At 70.1% G+C, this 15,341-nt stretch carries 15 protein-coding genes; 9 read left to right on the top strand and 6 right to left on the bottom strand.

Annotation, left to right across the window (positions count from 1 at the left end):
- Window positions 1–18 precede the first annotated feature (18 nt).
- The 5 genes from OHA99_RS20055 to pstB all read left to right on the top strand — a co-directional run bounded on the left by OHA99_RS20055 (window position 19) and on the right by pstB (window position 4,922).
- Entirely contained in the window at window positions 19–465 is a 447-nt protein-coding gene (locus OHA99_RS20055; protein WP_405697040.1) for an NUDIX hydrolase, read from the top strand.
- A 194-nt stretch (window positions 466–659) separates the two neighbouring features.
- Window positions 660–1,787: a phosphate ABC transporter substrate-binding protein PstS gene (gene pstS / locus OHA99_RS20050; RefSeq protein WP_194280021.1), complete on the top strand. Its 1,128-nt coding sequence runs from the start codon at window positions 660–662 to the stop codon at window positions 1,785–1,787.
- Window positions 1,788–2,020: 233 nt separating this feature from the next.
- Window positions 2,021–3,031, top strand: a complete 1,011-nt coding sequence (gene pstC / locus OHA99_RS20045) for a phosphate ABC transporter permease subunit PstC (protein WP_165685540.1) — start codon at window positions 2,021–2,023, stop codon at window positions 3,029–3,031.
- Window positions 3,028–4,092 (top strand): phosphate ABC transporter permease PstA, encoded by a 1,065-nt coding sequence (gene pstA / locus OHA99_RS20040; protein ID WP_153179120.1) that lies wholly within the window; start codon window positions 3,028–3,030, stop codon window positions 4,090–4,092. The genes pstC and pstA overlap by 4 nt, the downstream gene beginning before the upstream one ends.
- A gap of 53 nt (window positions 4,093–4,145) precedes the next feature.
- The gene (pstB, locus tag OHA99_RS20035) at window positions 4,146–4,922 is read left to right on the top strand and encodes a phosphate ABC transporter ATP-binding protein PstB (RefSeq protein ID WP_153179119.1); all 777 of its coding nucleotides are present in this window, start codon (window positions 4,146–4,148) and stop codon (window positions 4,920–4,922) included.
- 122 nt (window positions 4,923–5,044) lie between these two features.
- Here the strand turns inward: pstB and pitH are convergent, their stop codons facing one another.
- Together pitH and OHA99_RS20025 are read right to left on the bottom strand one after the other, a co-directional pair.
- Window positions 5,045–6,043, bottom strand: a complete 999-nt coding sequence (gene pitH, locus OHA99_RS20030) for a low-affinity phosphate transporter PitH (protein ID WP_007451046.1) — start codon at window positions 6,041–6,043, stop codon at window positions 5,045–5,047.
- Window positions 6,044–6,050: 7 nt separating this feature from the next.
- Window positions 6,051–6,671 carry a DUF47 domain-containing protein gene (locus OHA99_RS20025; RefSeq protein ID WP_007451048.1) on the bottom strand — a complete coding sequence of 207 codons (621 nt, stop codon included), beginning with the start codon at window positions 6,669–6,671 and terminating at the stop codon, window positions 6,051–6,053.
- Window positions 6,672–6,877: 206 nt separating this feature from the next.
- Between OHA99_RS20025 and OHA99_RS20020 the strand changes: the two genes are divergently transcribed.
- Window positions 6,878–7,267 carry a metal-sensitive transcriptional regulator gene (locus tag OHA99_RS20020; RefSeq protein WP_405697036.1) on the top strand — a complete coding sequence of 130 codons (390 nt, stop codon included), beginning with the start codon at window positions 6,878–6,880 and terminating at the stop codon, window positions 7,265–7,267.
- On the opposite strand, the gene OHA99_RS20015 is transcribed toward OHA99_RS20020, so the two are convergent.
- Both OHA99_RS20015 and OHA99_RS20010 read right to left on the bottom strand, forming a co-directional pair.
- Complete coding sequence (locus OHA99_RS20015) at window positions 7,253–7,417, bottom strand: hypothetical protein (RefSeq protein WP_016326788.1); 165 nt, start codon at window positions 7,415–7,417, stop codon at window positions 7,253–7,255. The two genes, OHA99_RS20020 and OHA99_RS20015, sit on opposite strands and share 15 nt — an antisense overlap.
- A 77-nt stretch (window positions 7,418–7,494) precedes the next feature.
- The gene (locus OHA99_RS20010) at window positions 7,495–8,442 is read right to left on the bottom strand and encodes a hypothetical protein (RefSeq protein WP_405698983.1); all 948 of its coding nucleotides are present in this window, start codon (window positions 8,440–8,442) and stop codon (window positions 7,495–7,497) included.
- A 506-nt stretch (window positions 8,443–8,948) separates the two neighbouring features.
- Here OHA99_RS20010 and OHA99_RS20005 point away from each other — a divergent pair.
- Window positions 8,949–10,541 (top strand): FAD-binding oxidoreductase, encoded by a 1,593-nt coding sequence (locus OHA99_RS20005; protein ID WP_381498635.1) that lies wholly within the window; start codon window positions 8,949–8,951, stop codon window positions 10,539–10,541.
- A gap of 59 nt (window positions 10,542–10,600) precedes the next feature.
- Here the strand turns inward: OHA99_RS20005 and OHA99_RS20000 are convergent, their stop codons facing one another.
- The gene (locus OHA99_RS20000; protein ID WP_153179116.1) at window positions 10,601–11,317 is read right to left on the bottom strand and encodes a phosphatase PAP2 family protein; all 717 of its coding nucleotides are present in this window, start codon (window positions 11,315–11,317) and stop codon (window positions 10,601–10,603) included.
- A 206-nt stretch (window positions 11,318–11,523) separates the two neighbouring features.
- Window positions 11,524–12,543 (bottom strand): bifunctional lytic transglycosylase/C40 family peptidase, encoded by a 1,020-nt coding sequence (locus tag OHA99_RS19995; protein WP_366473652.1) that lies wholly within the window; start codon window positions 12,541–12,543, stop codon window positions 11,524–11,526.
- A 193-nt stretch (window positions 12,544–12,736) separates the two neighbouring features.
- Here OHA99_RS19995 and OHA99_RS19990 point away from each other — a divergent pair, with 193 nt between their 5' ends.
- A complete protein-coding gene (locus OHA99_RS19990; protein WP_405697033.1) occupies window positions 12,737–14,254 on the top strand; it encodes a serine/threonine-protein kinase in 1,518 nt (505 codons plus the stop codon).
- A gap of 189 nt (window positions 14,255–14,443) precedes the next feature.
- Window positions 14,444–15,193, top strand: a complete 750-nt coding sequence (locus OHA99_RS19985; protein ID WP_405697030.1) for a formylglycine-generating enzyme family protein — start codon at window positions 14,444–14,446, stop codon at window positions 15,191–15,193.
- Window positions 15,194–15,341 lie beyond the last annotated feature (148 nt).

Raw genomic sequence — 15,341 nt, 5'->3', positions numbered from 1 at the left:
GGGAGGCGTGAGCACGCCGTGAGCCCCGCAGACGACGGCACCACCGTCCGCGCGGCAGGCTGCGTCCTGTGGCGTCCCGCGCCGCCGGATGCGGCCCCCGGCCTGGAGCTGTGCCTCGCGCACCGCCCGAAGTACGACGACTGGTCGCACCCGAAGGGCAAGCTCGAGCCGGGTGAGGACCCGCTCGCCGGCGCCCTGCGCGAGGTCGCGGAGGAGACGGGGTACGCCGCCGAGCCGGGCGTCGAGCTGCCCACCGTGCGCTATCCCGTCAACGGCCGCCCCAAGGAGGTCCGCTACTGGGCCGCGGCGGCCGGCACCGGCGTGTTCGTCCCCTCCGACGAGGTCGACCGCATCCTGTGGCTGGCCCCGGAGGCGGCCCGCGCCCGCCTCACCCGGCCCCGGGACCGGGCCCTCGTCGACGCGCTGCTCGCCACGCGGCCGCCCGGCGGGCCCGGGGCCCACTGAGCGCGCGGTGCGCCCGGAACCGGTCCGTGTCCTTGACGTAAGCGTTCCGTGACCTCACCGCACCGTCCTCAGGGGTTCACCCCGCGTTCATTTACGCCCTTCGGCGCCTTCATCTCATCTGCCTAATTTCGGCCTTACCACTCCTCGCACGCCGCCGAATTCAGGACGGCGGCTCCTGGAAGGAACTCCCTCAAGTGAAGCTTCAGCGCATGAACCGGCGGGCCCTCGCTCTCGGTGCTCTCGCCGTCTCCGGCGCCCTGGCCCTCACGGCGTGCGGCTCGGACGACACCGGCGGCAACAGCAACGGCGGCGACGCCAGCGCCGCCGCCAACAGCAACATCAAGTGCGAGGACGCCAAGGGCCAGCTCCAGGCCTCCGGCTCCTCCGCACAGAAGAACGCGATCGACGCCTGGGTCAAGCAGTACGTCGCGGCCTGCAAGGACGTGCAGATCAACTACAACCCGACCGGTTCGGGCGCCGGCATCACCGCCTTCACGCAGGGCCAGACCGCGTTCGCCGGTTCGGACTCCGCGCTGAAGCCGGAGGAGATCGAGGCGTCGAAGAAGGTCTGCAAGGACGGCCAGGCCATCGACCTGCCGATGGTCGGCGGCCCGATCGCGGTCGGCTTCAACGTCCCCGGCGTCGACACCCTCGTCCTGGACGCTTCGACGATGGCCAAGATCTTCGACAGCAAGATCACCAACTGGAACGACGAGGCGATCAAGAAGCTCAACCCCGACGCCAAGCTTCCGGACCTGAAGATCCAGGCCTTCCACCGCTCGGACGAGTCCGGCACCACGGACAACTTCACCAAGTACCTGAAGGCCGCCGCGCCCGACGACTGGAAGTACGAGGGCGGCAAGTCCTGGGAGGCCAAGGGCGGCCAGTCCGCGCAGGGCTCCTCCGGTCTGGCCGGCCAGGTGAAGGGGACCCCCGGCGCCATCTCGTACTTCGAGCTGTCCTACGCCAAGGACGGCATCAAGACCGTCGACGTCAAGACCGCGGCCGCCGAGCCGGTCAAGGCCACCGTCGAGAACGCCACCGCCGCCATCGGCGCGGCCAAGATCGTCGGCACCGGCAAGGACCTCGCCCTCGAGCTGGACTACACCCCGGACGCCGACGGCGCCTACCCGCTCGTCCTGGTGACGTACGAGATCGCCTGCGACAAGGGCAACAAGGCGGACACCCTGCCCGCCACCAAGTCCTTCCTGAACTACATGGCCTCGGAGGACGGCCAGGGCCTGCTGGCGGACGCCGGCTACGCCCCGATGCCCACCGAGATCATCACCAAGGTCCGCGAGACCATCTCGGGCCTGAGCTGACCCGAGTGCGGTCCGGTCCCCGCCCGGGGCCTGCAGCGTCCCCAGCCGGGACCGACGGAGTCCCCACCGGGACCGACGGAGTCCCCACCGGGACCGACGGAGTCCCCACCGGGACCGACAGCGTCCCCGTCCGGGGACCGGACCGCACCGTCCGGTGCACCGCCGCCAGGAGCCCCCGACCGGGGCTCCGCCCGAGCCGCCGACCACGGCGGCTCCGCAGACCGGAGAACCCGATGGACATAACAACGGACACCCAGAAGCCAGCCCCCTCCCCCGCGCCCCAGCCGCCCGCCCCCGGGGACAGGCGCACCGCGCGCGGCGCCTCCCGCCCCGGCGACCGGATCTTCGTCGGGCTCTCCCGCGGGTCCGGCATCCTCGTGCTGGTCATCATGGCCGCCATCGCGGCCTTCCTCACCTACCGCGCCTGGCTCGCCATCAGCGAGGACGAGGCGAACTTCTTCACCAGCTTCGAATGGAACCCGACCGGCTCCCCGCCGGAGTTCGGCATCGCGGTCCTGGCCTACGGCACCATCGTGTCGTCGGTCATCGCCATGGCGATCGCCGTCCCGGTCTCGGTCGGCATCGCGCTCTTCATCACGCACTACGCACCGCGCAAGCTGGGCGGTCTGATCGGCTACGTGATCGACCTGCTCGCCGCCGTGCCCTCGATCGTCTACGGCCTGTGGGGCGCCCTCGTCCTCGTGCCGCACCTCAACGGACTCTACGGCTGGCTCGACACGTACCTCGGCTGGACCGGGATCTTCGAGTGGAACGGCGGCGCGGGGCGCTCGCTGCTCACCGTGGGGATCCTGCTGGCGATCATGATCCTGCCGATCATCACCAACGTCAGCCGTGAGGTCTTCCGGCAGGTCCCGCGCATGCACGAGGAGGCCGCGCTGGCCCTCGGCGCCACGCGCTGGGAGGTCATCCGGATGTCGGTGATCCCCTTCGGCCGCTCCGGCGTCATCTCCGCCTCGATGCTCGGCCTCGGGCGCGCGCTCGGCGAGACGATGGCCGTGGCCATGGTGCTCTCCCCGACCTTCGACATCTCCGCCAGCCTGCTCGACCCGGGCGGCGGCACCTTCGCCCAGAACATCGCCAGCAAGTTCAACGAGGCCAATCCGATGGGCCGGGACGCCCTGATCGCCTCCGGTCTGGTCCTGTTCGTCATCACCCTGCTGGTCAACGGCGGCGCCCGCATGATCATCGCCCGCCGCAAGGAGTACTCGGGGGCCAACGCATGAGCAACGCAACCCTGACCCCCGCCCCCAAGAACCGCAGCTCCCTGCGCGCCGCCACCCTGCCCAAGTGGTTCCCCTGGGCGGTAGCGGCCGGTTCGGTCGTCGCCGGCCTCGGCATCAGCACGGCCGCCGGGCTGAACAGCAGCATCCAGTGGGCCCTGATCGCCGCGGTCCTCTTCGTCGCCGGCTCGTACGGCATCTCCGCCCGCGTCGAGGGCGGCCGCCAGGCCAAGGACCGCATCGCGACCAGCATGGTCTGGGTCGCCTTCCTGCTGGCCCTGATCCCGCTGCTCTCCCTGATCTGGGAGACCGTGAAGCAGGGCGTGAAGGTCCTCGACGGCTACTTCCTGACCCACTCGATGGGTGTGGTCGGCGACACCGAGCCCGGCGGCGGCATCTACCACGCCATCCTCGGCACCCTGGAGCAGGTCGGCCTCGCCACCCTGTTCTCCGTGCCGGTCGGCGTGCTCACCGCGATCTACCTGGTCGAGTACGGGCGCGGCAGGCTCGCCAAGTCCGTCACCTTCTTCGTGGACGTCATGACGGGCATCCCGTCGATCGTCGCGGGCCTGTTCGTGCTCAGCCTGTGGGTCCTGATCCTGGACATGGGCCCGTCCGGCGTGGCCGGCTCCTTCGCCCTGTGCATCCTGATGATCCCGGTGGTCGTCCGCTCCACCGAGGAGATGCTCAAGCTCGTCCCGAACGAGCTGCGCGAGGCGTCCCTCGCCCTGGGCGTGCCCAAGTGGCGCACGATCCTCAAGGTGGTCCTGCCGACCTCGGTCGGCGGCATCGTCACCGGCGTCATGCTGGCCGTCGCCCGTATCACCGGCGAGACGGCCCCCGTGCTGCTGCTGGTCTGGGGCACCGACTTCATCAACGCGAACCCCTTCCAGGACCCGCAGGAGTCGCTGCCGATGTACATCTACCTGCAGTACGGCGCGGGCTCCACGGCGTCCTACGACCGTGCCTGGGCGGCGGCCCTGACGCTGATCGCCTTCATCATGATCCTCAACCTCGCGGCCCGCGGCATCGCCCGCTGGAAGGCCCCGAAGACGGGTCGCTGACGCGACCGACGCAGAACAGTCAGCGACTCGGACCGAAAGAAGCAGTGATACCCATGGCCAAGCGCATAGATGTCAGCGGCCTCAACGCCTACTACAGCTCCTTCCTCGCCATCGAGGACATCTCGATGACCGTCGAACCCCGCTCCGTGACGGCCTTCATCGGCCCCTCCGGCTGCGGCAAGTCCACCTTCCTGCGCACGCTCAACCGCATGCACGAGGTCACCCCCGGCGGCCGCGTCGACGGCAAGGTGATGCTGGACGACGAGAACCTCTACGGCGCCGGCATCGACCCGGTGGCCGTGCGCCGCGAGGTCGGCATGGTCTTCCAGCGCCCGAACCCGTTCCCGACGATGTCGGTCTACGACAACGTGGCGGCGGGCCTGCGCCTGAACGGCAAGTACAAGAAGTCCGAGCTGGACGGCATCGTCGAGAAGTCCCTGCGCGGCGCCAACCTCTGGAACGAGGTCAAGGACCGCCTGAACAAGCCGGGCTCCGGGCTCTCCGGCGGCCAGCAGCAGCGCCTGTGCATCGCGCGGGCCATCGCGGTCGAGCCGAACGTCCTGCTGATGGACGAGCCCTGCTCCGCCCTGGACCCGATCTCCACCCTGGCGATCGAGGACCTGATCGGCGAGCTGAAGGAACGCTTCACGATCGTCATCGTGACGCACAACATGCAGCAGGCGGCGCGCGTCTCGGACCGTACGGCGTTCTTCAACCTGGCGGCGGTCGGCCAGCCCGGCAAGCTGATCGAGATCGACGAGACGGAGCGCATCTTCTCCAACCCGTCGGTCCAGGCGACGGAGGACTACATCTCCGGCCGCTTCGGCTGATCCGCCTTCCCGATCCCCTCGCGGTGCTGCATGGCGGTGCCACCGCGAGGAGCACAAGGGCCCGCCCCCGGAATCCGGGGGCGGGCCCATCGCCGTAAGGGGGCGCTCGCTGCCGACACGCGCTACAGGAACGCCAGGTTCACGATCCAGAACGACACCGCGGCCACCACCGCGGCCGCGGGCATCGTGATGAACCACCCCATGATGATGTTCTTCGCGACCCCCCACCGCACGGCGTTGACCCGCTTCGTGGCCCCGACGCCCATGATCGCGGAGGTGATCACGTGCGTCGTCGAGATCGGCGCGTGGAAGATGAACGCCGACCCGAACATGATCGAGGCCCCCGTCGTCTCCGCGGCGAACCCCTGCGGCGGATCCAGCTCGATGATCTTCCGCCCCAGCGTCCGCATGATCCGCCAGCCACCGGCGTACGTCCCCGCGGACAGCATCAGCGCGCAGGCGAGCTTCACCCACACCGGGATCGGGTCGCCGTAGTCCTCGACGTCGGCGATGACCAGGGCCATCACCACGATGCCCATCGTCTTCTGCGCGTCCTGGAGACCGTGCCCGAGCGCCATGCCCGCCGCCGACACCGTCTGCGCGATACGGAAACCGCGCTTGGCCTTGTGCGGATTGGTCCGCCGGAAGATCCACATGATCGCGGTCATCACCAGGTAACCGGCGAGCAGACCGACGACCGGCGACACGAACATCGGGATGACGATCTTGTCGACGACCCCGTGCCAGTACACGGTCGTGCTCCCGGCCAGCGCCGCGCCGACCATGCCGCCGAACAGTGCGTGCGAGGACGAGGAGGGCAGCCCGAAGTACCAGGTGATCAGGTTCCACACGATGGCGCCCACGAGCGCCGCGAAGAGGATCCCCATTCCCTTCGAACCCTCGGGGGTCTCGATCACCCCCTCACTGACGGTCTTGGCGACCCCGGATCCCATGAACGCGCCGGCCAGGTTCATGACCGCGGCCATGGCGAGCGCCGCGCGGGGCGTCAGCGCGCGCGTCGACACCGAGGTGGCGATCGCGTTGGCCGAATCGTGGAAGCCGTTGGTGTAGGTGAAGAAGAGCGCGACCCCGATGGTCACGACCAGAGCAAAGGTGTCCATGAACGGCTCAGGACTCCTTGACGGCGATGGTCTCCACCGTGTTCGCCACGTGCTCGAACGCGTCGGCCGCTTCCTCGAGCACGTCCACGATCTGCTTCAGCTTCAGCACCTCGATGGCCTCGTACGAGCCGTTGAAGAGGTGCGCGAGCAGCTTGCGGTGGACCTGGTCGGCCTGGTTCTCCAGCCGGTTGACCTCGATCCAGTACTCGGTGAGGTTGTCCATGGTCCGCAGGTTCGGCATGGCCTCGGCGGTCAGCTCGGCGGCCCGCGCCAGCACCTCGATCTGCTGGTCGACGCCCTTGGGCAGTTCCTCGACGTTGTAGAGGACGACCAGGTCGACGGCCTCCTCCATGAAGTCCATGATGTCGTCGAGGGACGAGGCGAGGTTGTAGATGTCCTCACGGTCGAAGGGCGTGATGAACGAGGAGTTCAGCTGGTGGAAGATCGCGTGCGTGGCGTCGTCACCTGCGTGTTCGGCGGCCCGCATACGCTCTGCGATCTCGGCCCGGGCGGATGCGTCCGCCCCGAGCAGTTCCATCAGGAGCTTGGAGCCCGTGACGATGTTGTCCGCGGAGGCGGCGAACATGTCGTAGAAGCTCGTCTCCCTGGGGGTCAGACGAAAGCGCACGTGGGGTCCTCGGGGTGCATCGGTTTCGGTCAGGCTGATGCTAGGCGCATCATCCGGCCACTGCTATCGGCCGTCCACCAGTGTCGCCCATCAGGCAGAGTGATGAGCAGGGGGGCGACGTCGGCCGCTCCGGCAAGGGCCCCATACCCGGGAAAGTTCGTTACCATATACCCACCAGGGGTATATGTCCGTTATTGGAGGACGCGATGACGACCACCGAGGCCGGCGCGGGTGCGCCCTCCGCCGCCGTGGACCGGACGGTGGACCAGGTGGAGACGGACGGCACGGACACCGTGACCGACCACGACCGCGGGGTGCACGGGTACCACAAGCAGAAGGGCGAGCACCTCAAACGCCTGCGCCGTATCGAGGGCCAGATCCGCGGCCTTCAGCGGATGGTCGACGAGGACGTCTACTGCATCGACATACTGACCCAGGTCTCCGCGTCCACCAAGGCCCTCCAGTCCTTCGCGCTGCAACTGCTCGAGGAGCACCTGCGCCACTGCGTCGCCGACGCGGCCCTCAAGGGCGGCACCGAGATCGACGCCAAGGTGGAAGAGGCGACGAAGGCGATCGGCCGGCTACTGCGCACGTGAGCGCTCCTCGGCCACGCGCAGCACCTCGTCGATGCTCTCCATGCTGAGCCGCTCCCGGGCGGCCGACGCCGCGATGATCAGCTCGCCGCACAGCTCGATCTCGGCGAGGGCCACGTGGTCCTGAACCGCCGTACCGCCGACCGGAGCCACACGCGTCACCTCGTCTCTGCCGTCACCGACTTCCTAGAGTAGGGAGCGGCCTACGCACCGCGCATGGCACGGAAGGGCTAGTTCTTGCCGCCCACCGCCGCGTCGTTCGTGGCGCCCGTGTCGCCCGGCTCACCCGCGGCGCCCGGCTCGGCGGCGATCCGGCCGGCGTAGATGTCCGCGTCCTCGGGCAGCCGTACGCGGACGGCGGCGCCGAAATCGTAGAGCAACGTCGTCGAGGCGACGTCCACGGTGCCGGTGCCGTCCCCCTGCCCGTTGGAGAAGCTGAAGCGGTGCCGGACCTTGCGGATACGGCCCTCGTCGTCGAGGTAGGCGTCGAACGGCACCTCGGCGGTGGCGAACCCCTCGGCGGCCGCCGCCAGCGCCTTCCTGTTGCCCTCCGAGGCACCGCGCGCCGCCCGCGCCAGATCGGCGGTCCCCCGGTAGTGCCGCACCGCCGTACCGGCGACCTCCGTGCGCCCCACGAACGTGGCCGTCCGTGTCCCCCGCAGCACCTCGGCGGCGGCGAACGGATCCGTCGCGCCGCCGGTCACCAGATTCCCGTCGGACAGCGACTCGGTCTCCACCCGCACCCACTTGTCGTCGGGGACACCGGCGCCGCGGTTCTTCATGAACAGGGCCCCCGGGGCGAGCAGCTCCGTGATCGGCCGGTGCTCGCTCGTCCCCGCCGGATCCTGGGGCAGGCGCACCTTGAGCTGCCCGAGCCGCTCCGCGAAGTCGTACACGCCCTCGCCCCGGATGGTCACCCGCGTCCCGCCGCTGGCCATCTGCATCGCGGTACGCGCCTTGGCGCTCCCGGCGGCCACCAGCCGGTCGGCGGCCCGGTGCAGCACGGCGACGGGATCACCACCGCCGGCGCCCTCGACGGAACCCCCCTGCCCGGCACCGGAGCACCCGGCGCCCGCCAGACAGACACAGACCATCCCGCCGGCGAGGACGAGACGGCCGCCCGTCCGCCCACTCCGCAGCTCCCGCTCCTGCTCCTGCTCCTGCTCCCGCCCGACCATCGCCACCTGCTGTCCCAGCCGTCACGCCCGTTCCGGACCCCCTGCCGTCCCGCTTAACGAGGGGCAGGCGACCCCGGTAACGTTGTGGGCGTGGCGCAGCAGGACGGTCTCGAAGCCCCCGGGGACACCCCGGAACACCTCACGACAACGGTCGAACAAGGCCCCTTCTGCCTGGCCCGCTGCACCTGCGGCTGGCGAGGCCCAGCAAGAAGAGCCAGAAGCCAGGCCCGCACAGACGCCCAGTCCCACACGCGCTAGCTGCGGGCAGCCGCCTCGCCACGTAGCTGCGGGCAGCCGCCTCGCCGCGTGGCTGCGGGCAGTCGTGCCGCTGGGGCGGCACGGGTGGGCGCAGCGGCACCCCGCACCGCCGGGCAGCGCCCCCACCCCCGCCCAGCCCAAGCGCACCCGCACCCCCGGCCGTACACCTGTACAGCCGACGCCCACGGAACCCCGACCCCCCACACCCCCGTCTCCCCCCAAGACCCCCCACGGGACGCGGAGGCGACATGCACCGGCGCACATTCCTGGCCACCACAGCCGCAACCCTCGCGGCAACCACATCCGCCTGCACAGGCAAGGACCACACCCCCGGCACGGACTCAAAAGGCACCGGAACCACCAAAGGCACCGGGACGAGAACCACCACCGCCACCCACACCAACGGCAAAAGCCCGGCCGCCACCCCGCCCCCCGCCACCTGGACCGCCCTGGCCGAGTCCCTCGACGGTCACCTGGTCCGCCCGGGCGACCCCACCTGGAAACCGGCCCACCAGCTCTACAACACCCGCTTCGACACCCTCGAACCCACCGCGGTCGCCTACCCCTCCCACTCCGACGACATCCGCACCGCCCTCTCCTACGCCCGCGCCCACCACATCCCCGTAGCGATCCGCAACGGCGGCCACAGCTACGCGGGTTGGTCCTCCGGCAACGGCCGCCTGATCATCGACGTGTCGAACCTCGACCGCGTCCGCGCCTCCGCCGGCGAGGCAGTCGTGGGCGCCGGCGCCAAGCTGATCGACGTCTACCGCGCCCTCGCCGCGAAGGGCGTCACCGTCCCGGCCGGCTCCTGCCCCACCGTCGGCATCTCCGGCCTCACCCTCGGCGGCGGCCACGGCGTCGTCTCCCGCGCGTACGGCCTGACCTGCGACAGCCTCACCCGGGCCACGCTCGTCACGGCGGACGGCAAGGAACTCACCGCCGACGCGACCGGCACCCACAAGGACCTCTTCTGGGCCCTGCGCGGTGCGGGCAACGGCAACTTCGGCATCGTCACGGAGTTCCACTTCCGCACCCACCCCGCACCCAGGGCCGTATCGGCGTACCTGACCTGGCCCTGGCGCAGGGCGGCCGCGGTCGTCCGCGCCTGGCAGGAGTGGGGCCCGGACCAGCCCGACGAGATCTGGTCCTCCCTCCACCTGGCCGCCGCCCCCGGCCACACCCCCACCGTCTCGGTCGCCGCCTTCTCCCTCGGCACCTACGGCGAACTCCAGAACGCCGTCGACCGCCTCGCCGACCGCATCGGCGCCTCCGCGAGCCACGTCTCCCTCAAGCGCCGTACGTACGAGGAGTCGATGGAGATGTACGCGGGCTGCTCGTCCTTCTCGACCGACGCCCGCTGCCACCTCCCGGGCTCGGCGCCCGGCCACTCACCGGAGGGCTCGCTCGGCCGCGAAACGTACGCCGCCCGCTCGGACTTCTACGACCGCTCGATCCCGCCGGCCGGCATCAAGGCCCTGCTCGCGCAGCTCCCGCAGGTGCACGGCGGCGCCGGCAGCATCGCGTTCACGGCGCTCGGCGGGGCGGTGAACCGCGTTTCCCCCACGGCCACCGCGTTCGTGCACCGGCGCTCCCGGACGCTGGCCCAGTACCTCGTCTCGTGGCGGCCGGGCACAAGCGGAACGGCGGCACGGTCCTGGCTGGATTCCGCCTACGACGCGATGCGCCCGTACGCCTCGGGCGCCGCCTACCAGAACTACACGGACCCGGATCTGACGGACTGGCGGAAGGCCTACTACGGAGACGCGGCCCCGCGTCTGGCGCGTCTGAAGCACCAGTACGACCCGGACCGCGTCTTCACCTACCCACAGGCTCTGTGACCGTCAGAACACCACAACACCACAACACCACAAGGCCACAAGGCCAGCACTCCAGAACGTCAGGCGGCGAGGTCCCGCTCCCCCGACGCCTCGGACGCACTCTCCTTGCGCGCCCCGGGAATCACGGCGTCGCGCCCCGCGACACCGGACCGTCCTCGCGCGCTGACCAGCCACCCCACCCTCGGCGAGCGCTCGACGGCCCGGGTCAGCGGCGTCAACAGGGCCATGGCGACCGGCGACAGCAGCAGCGCCACCGCCGTACCGAGGGCGAACCCGCCCACGACGTCCGTCGGATAGTGCACGCCCATGTAGACCCGGGCGAAGCCGCCGAAGAGCGCCAGCACGATGGCCGCGATCCCGAACTTCCGGTTGGCGACGAACAGTCCGACGGCCAGGGCCATGCAGAGCGTGGCGTGGTCGCTCACGAAGGAGAAGTCGTTCTTCCCCTCCACCAGCACCTCCAGCCCCTCATGGGACTTGAAGGGCCGGGGCCGTTCCACGAAACCCCGTATCGGCACGTTGACGAGGACGGCGACCCCGGCGGCGAGGGGCGCCCACACGAGAGCGGCCACGTTCGAGGCCGCGTCCTCACCGCCCCGCCGCCGCACGCCCCACCAGCAGCACAGCACCAGCAGCACGATCGCGAACAGCAGTCCGTACTCACCGACGAACTCCATGACCCGGTCGAACCAGTGCGGTGCGTCCTTGGCCAGGCCGTTGATGTCGTAGAGCAGCTCGACGTCGGGGTTCGACCCGGATTCGGCGAGTCCAGCCATGGTGCTGCGGCCCCTTCGTCATGTCCTCCGGCGCACCGACCGCGCGCCTCTTCTGCCACCCCCGTGGTCAGCTACACGTCAACAGGAACGCACGGCCCCTGTTGATACGTTCCACACTCCACTGAATGATCACGCAGACGTTATCGAAGAGAGACACGTCGCCGCAGCTCAGGGCAGGGTTTCACGCTGGGTCCACACCCTTCCATTCACACCGTGGTGGGCAGCGCTTTCGCGCCATCCTCGGTGACCCGGGTGGCCCCGAAATAGTCGGGGGTGTCGATCGGGTCGAACCGGATCACCGCTCCCGTACGCGGCGCGTCGATCATGTACCCGCCGCCCACGTAGATTCCCACGTGCCGGATGGCCCGCGAGTTGGTGAGGTCGTCCGAGAAGAACACCAGGTCCCCCGGCAGCAGCTCCTCGCGCCCCGGATGCGGCCCCGCGTTGTACTGGTCGTTGGCGACCCGGGGCAGCTCGATCCCGACGCTCTCGTACGCCGCCCTGGTCAGCCCCGAGCAGTCGAACCGCCCACCCTGCTCGGCCGTTCCGGTCCCGCCCCACAGATAGGGCGTCCCGAGCTTCTTCTGCGCGTAGGCGATGGCCCCCGCGGCCTGCTCGGACGGATCGACCCGGCCGGTGGGCGCCGCGAAGCTCTTCTCCAGGGTCGTGATGACCCTGACGTAGTTCTGCGTCTCCTTGTACGGCGGCACACCCTGGTACTTGATCACCGCGTAGGCCCCCGCGTTGTAGGAGGCCAGCATGTTCTCGGTCGGATCGCCGGGCACGTCCTTCACGTACGAGGCGAGCGAGCAGTCGTACGACGCCGCCGAGGGAATCGCGTCCGCCGGGTCCCACACGTCGCGGTCCCCGTCCCCGTCCCCGTCGATGCCGTGGGTGGCCCACGTCCCGGGGATGAACTGCGCTATGCCCTGCGCCGCCGCCGCGCTCCGGGCCCTCGGGTTGAACCCGCTCTCCTGGTACAACTGGGCGGCGAGCAGCGCGGGGTTGATGGCGGGACAGAGATTGCCCCACTTCTGCACGATCGGCTGGTACGCCGCGGGCACGCTCCCCTTGGCAAGCCTCTTGGCCCCGCCGCCCGCCCCGCCGGCCACGTTCCCGGCGACGAGGTAGACCCCCACGACGAGCAGCATCACGAAGCCCATCCCCAGGGCAACCGCGACACCGGCACCGACCCACATCTTGCGCATGGTCCAACCATCCCCCATGAGCTCACCGTTCAGTGACGTTTACCGGCCATGTCGCAGCGAGTCAGCCGGTGACAGCCCTCCTCCTGCCCATCCGGATCCCACCACTTGCGGCCGCACTCCACCTCCACGAAACCGCGGGGCCTGACAACATCGTCTCCACTGACCGTCAGGGGAGCGACGAGGGGGCACTGTGGAGCAAGGGACGCAGGGGATGCTCGTGGGTGGCCGGTACCGGCTCGAACGGGTCCTCGGGACCGGGGGATTCGGCCGGGTCTGGTCGGCCCGGGACGAGGTTCTCCAGACCGGCGTCGCGGTCAAGGAGCTCCTGCTCGCGCCGCACCTGCCCGAGGCCGAGCGCCTCGACCGCCTGCACCGCGCCGGACGCGAGGCCCGCAACGCCGCCAGGCTCCGTGATCACCCGCACATCATCAGCGTCCACGACGTGGTCGTCATCGATCAGACGCCGTGGATCGTCATGCAGCTCGTGTCAGGTGGCACGCTCCAGGATCGCCTGGCCCGAACCGGGCGTCTGTCCGTCGCCGACACCGCCGGGCTCGCCAAGGCCCTCCTCCGCGCACTCGGCGCCGCCCACGAGCAGGGCATCATCCACCGTGACGTCAAACCCGCCAATGTGATGCTCACCGACGACCACCAGATCCTGCTCACCGACTTCGGCATCGCCATCAACGGCACCGAGACCCGGCTGACCCGGACCGGCCTGGTCATCGGCTCTCTCCCCTATCTCTCGCCCGAGCGCGCCCAGGGCAAGGAATCGGGCCCCGCGAGCGACCTGTTCTCCCTGGGCACGACGCTGTACGAGGCTGTGGAGGGCACCAACCCGTTCCATCGCGACGAACCGCTCGGCTCCCTCCACGCGGTGACCTACGAGGAGCCTCCCCCCATGCGCCGGGCAGGCACCCTCGAGCCCCTCATCACGGCCCTCCTGGCGAAGAACCCGGCCGACCGCCCCTCCGTCTCCAAGGCCCTGAAGCTCCTCGAGGCCCCGGAGCGGAAGAAGGGGAAACCGAAAGACCCCGACCGGACGACGAACGACAGCACCCCCTCGCAAGCCACCCTGCACATCGACAACCGAACGGGCGGCTGGCTCGGCATCATCTTCGACAATGTGTACCGCTATACCGTCGCGCCCGGAGCGACGGGCACCTACGCGCTCACCCCAGGTGTCCGCAAGGTCGCGGTGAAGAGCGACGGACACAAGAGCGCCCCCTGCGTGCTCCACCTCAAGGCCGGCGCCACCGAACGCATCACCGCCCGCGACCAGGGCAGGAACGTACTGCTCGGCAGCCAGGAACGGCCTGCGGAGGACACGTCCAAGAAATCCGTGGGCCTACTGGCGGCAGGCGTGTTCGGCTGGGTCCTCGCCATCGGCGCGGCTCTGACCATTCTGTACGCGACAAACAGCGCGTTCGCCGACTGGATCAGCTCCGGCTTCAGCGGACGCGTGTCCTCCGCCCAGGTGGGCGACTGTGTGCACGAGACGGACGAGGACGAGTGGGTCCGGGTCCCCTGCTGGTCCGGCGCCACGAGCTACCAGGTCGACTACCGGACGGCTTCCGGGGAATCGTGGGGCGACGGGACGAGCAGCGGCTGCGAGGGCTTCTACTCCCACCAGGCCGACGCCCGGGACGTGAAGGCCCAGCGCTACCGGACCGTCACCTTCATGGGCCCCGCGGGCCACACGTGGGAACTGTGCGCCAGGGAGCGTTGACCCCACTGCCCCTCCATCCGGGCCCCCTTCGGGCCTCACGGCAGCCCATCTGACCGAAGGCAGCGACCCCACCGGCTCTGCGTGAGGCCCTGGTCCCAAGGTCGCTCCCGGGATGGGGCCGCAGACCGAGGCACGACCCCTGCCTTCGGGGAAATCATGTGCCTCGTTCGTTCGAGCCGAGGAGGGGCCATGCGGGTGGAGCAAGTGGAGCAGGTGGACTGGGTCGACGTACCGGTCGGGGTGCTGCGTCGGGGCACCCCGGTCGACGAGGTGGAGGCGGTGGCCCACCGCTATGCCGACACCGGGGTGCCGCTGGAGTGGTACCTGAAGGAGGCCCCGCGCGCGGAGCTCCACGTCCCCGCGTTCCGGATCGCCCGTACTCCGGTCACGGCCGGCCAGTGGGCACGCTTCGCGGCGGCCACCGACCGGCCGACACCCCGGCCGTCACCGGCGGACCACCCGGTCATCGGGGTCACCTGGGAGGCGGCGACGGACTACTGCCGGTGGATCGGGCAGCGGCTCGGCGGCCTGGACGTGCGACTGCCCACGGAGGACGAGTGGGAGCGCGCGGCACGGGGCGACGACGGCCGCGAGTTCCCGTGGGGCGAGGAGTACCGCACCGGTCTGGCCAACCTGGTGGACCTCGGGATCGGCACGACGACACCGGTCGGCTCGTTCCCCGACGGCGCCAGCCCCTTCGGCGTACTGGACATGGCGGGCAACGCCGACGAGTGGACCTCGACCCTCTACGCCCCCTACCCCGGCGCCCCCGCGGAGGTGCCGAAGACCGAGGACTGGGCCTTCGACCGGCACATCACCCGGGGTGGCGCCTTCCGTCACGACCGGGACCTGGCCCGGTGCGCCCGCCGGCACGGCGCCTACGAGCCGGACCTCGCGGCGATCGGCATGGGCTTCCGCCTGGCGGCCCCGGCCGCGTAAAGATCACTGACACCCAATCAGGGCCTAACGACCGAACCGCGTCCCAGGTTTCGCTTACACATCGTTGCCAGCCATGCCCCGCCGTGATACACAGAGTGACGATACGACCACCAGGAGCCGTCCGGCGCCGACTGACCAGCCAGCGCCG

It is taken from the genome of Streptomyces coelicoflavus, from assembly GCF_045041415.1.
Taxonomy (GTDB): Bacteria; Actinomycetota; Actinomycetes; order Streptomycetales; family Streptomycetaceae; genus Streptomyces; species Streptomyces coelicoflavus.
This window is presented reverse-complemented; position numbering and strand designations above follow the sequence as displayed.

Excerpts from the sequence above, each read along its gene's own strand:
- pstB (WP_153179119.1), top strand. The coding sequence starts at position 4,146 with ATGGCCAAGCGCATAGATGTCAGCGGCCTCAACGCCTACTACAGCTCC.
- OHA99_RS20020 (WP_405697036.1), top strand. The coding sequence starts at position 6,878 with ATGACGACCACCGAGGCCGGCGCGGGTGCGCCCTCCGCCGCCGTGGAC.
- OHA99_RS19995 (WP_366473652.1), bottom strand. The coding sequence starts at position 12,543 with ATGGGGGATGGTTGGACCATGCGCAAGATGTGGGTCGGTGCCGGTGTC.
- pstC (WP_165685540.1), top strand. The coding sequence starts at position 2,021 with ATGGACATAACAACGGACACCCAGAAGCCAGCCCCCTCCCCCGCGCCC.
- pitH (WP_007451046.1), bottom strand. The coding sequence starts at position 6,043 with ATGGACACCTTTGCTCTGGTCGTGACCATCGGGGTCGCGCTCTTCTTC.
- OHA99_RS20010 (WP_405698983.1), bottom strand. The coding sequence starts at position 8,442 with ATGGTCGGGCGGGAGCAGGAGCAGGAGCAGGAGCGGGAGCTGCGGAGT.
- OHA99_RS20005 (WP_381498635.1), top strand. The coding sequence starts at position 8,949 with ATGCACCGGCGCACATTCCTGGCCACCACAGCCGCAACCCTCGCGGCA.
- pstA (WP_153179120.1), top strand. The coding sequence starts at position 3,028 with ATGAGCAACGCAACCCTGACCCCCGCCCCCAAGAACCGCAGCTCCCTG.
- OHA99_RS20000 (WP_153179116.1), bottom strand. The coding sequence starts at position 11,317 with ATGGCTGGACTCGCCGAATCCGGGTCGAACCCCGACGTCGAGCTGCTC.
- OHA99_RS19990 (WP_405697033.1), top strand. The coding sequence starts at position 12,737 with ATGCTCGTGGGTGGCCGGTACCGGCTCGAACGGGTCCTCGGGACCGGG.
- OHA99_RS19985 (WP_405697030.1), top strand. The coding sequence starts at position 14,444 with ATGCGGGTGGAGCAAGTGGAGCAGGTGGACTGGGTCGACGTACCGGTC.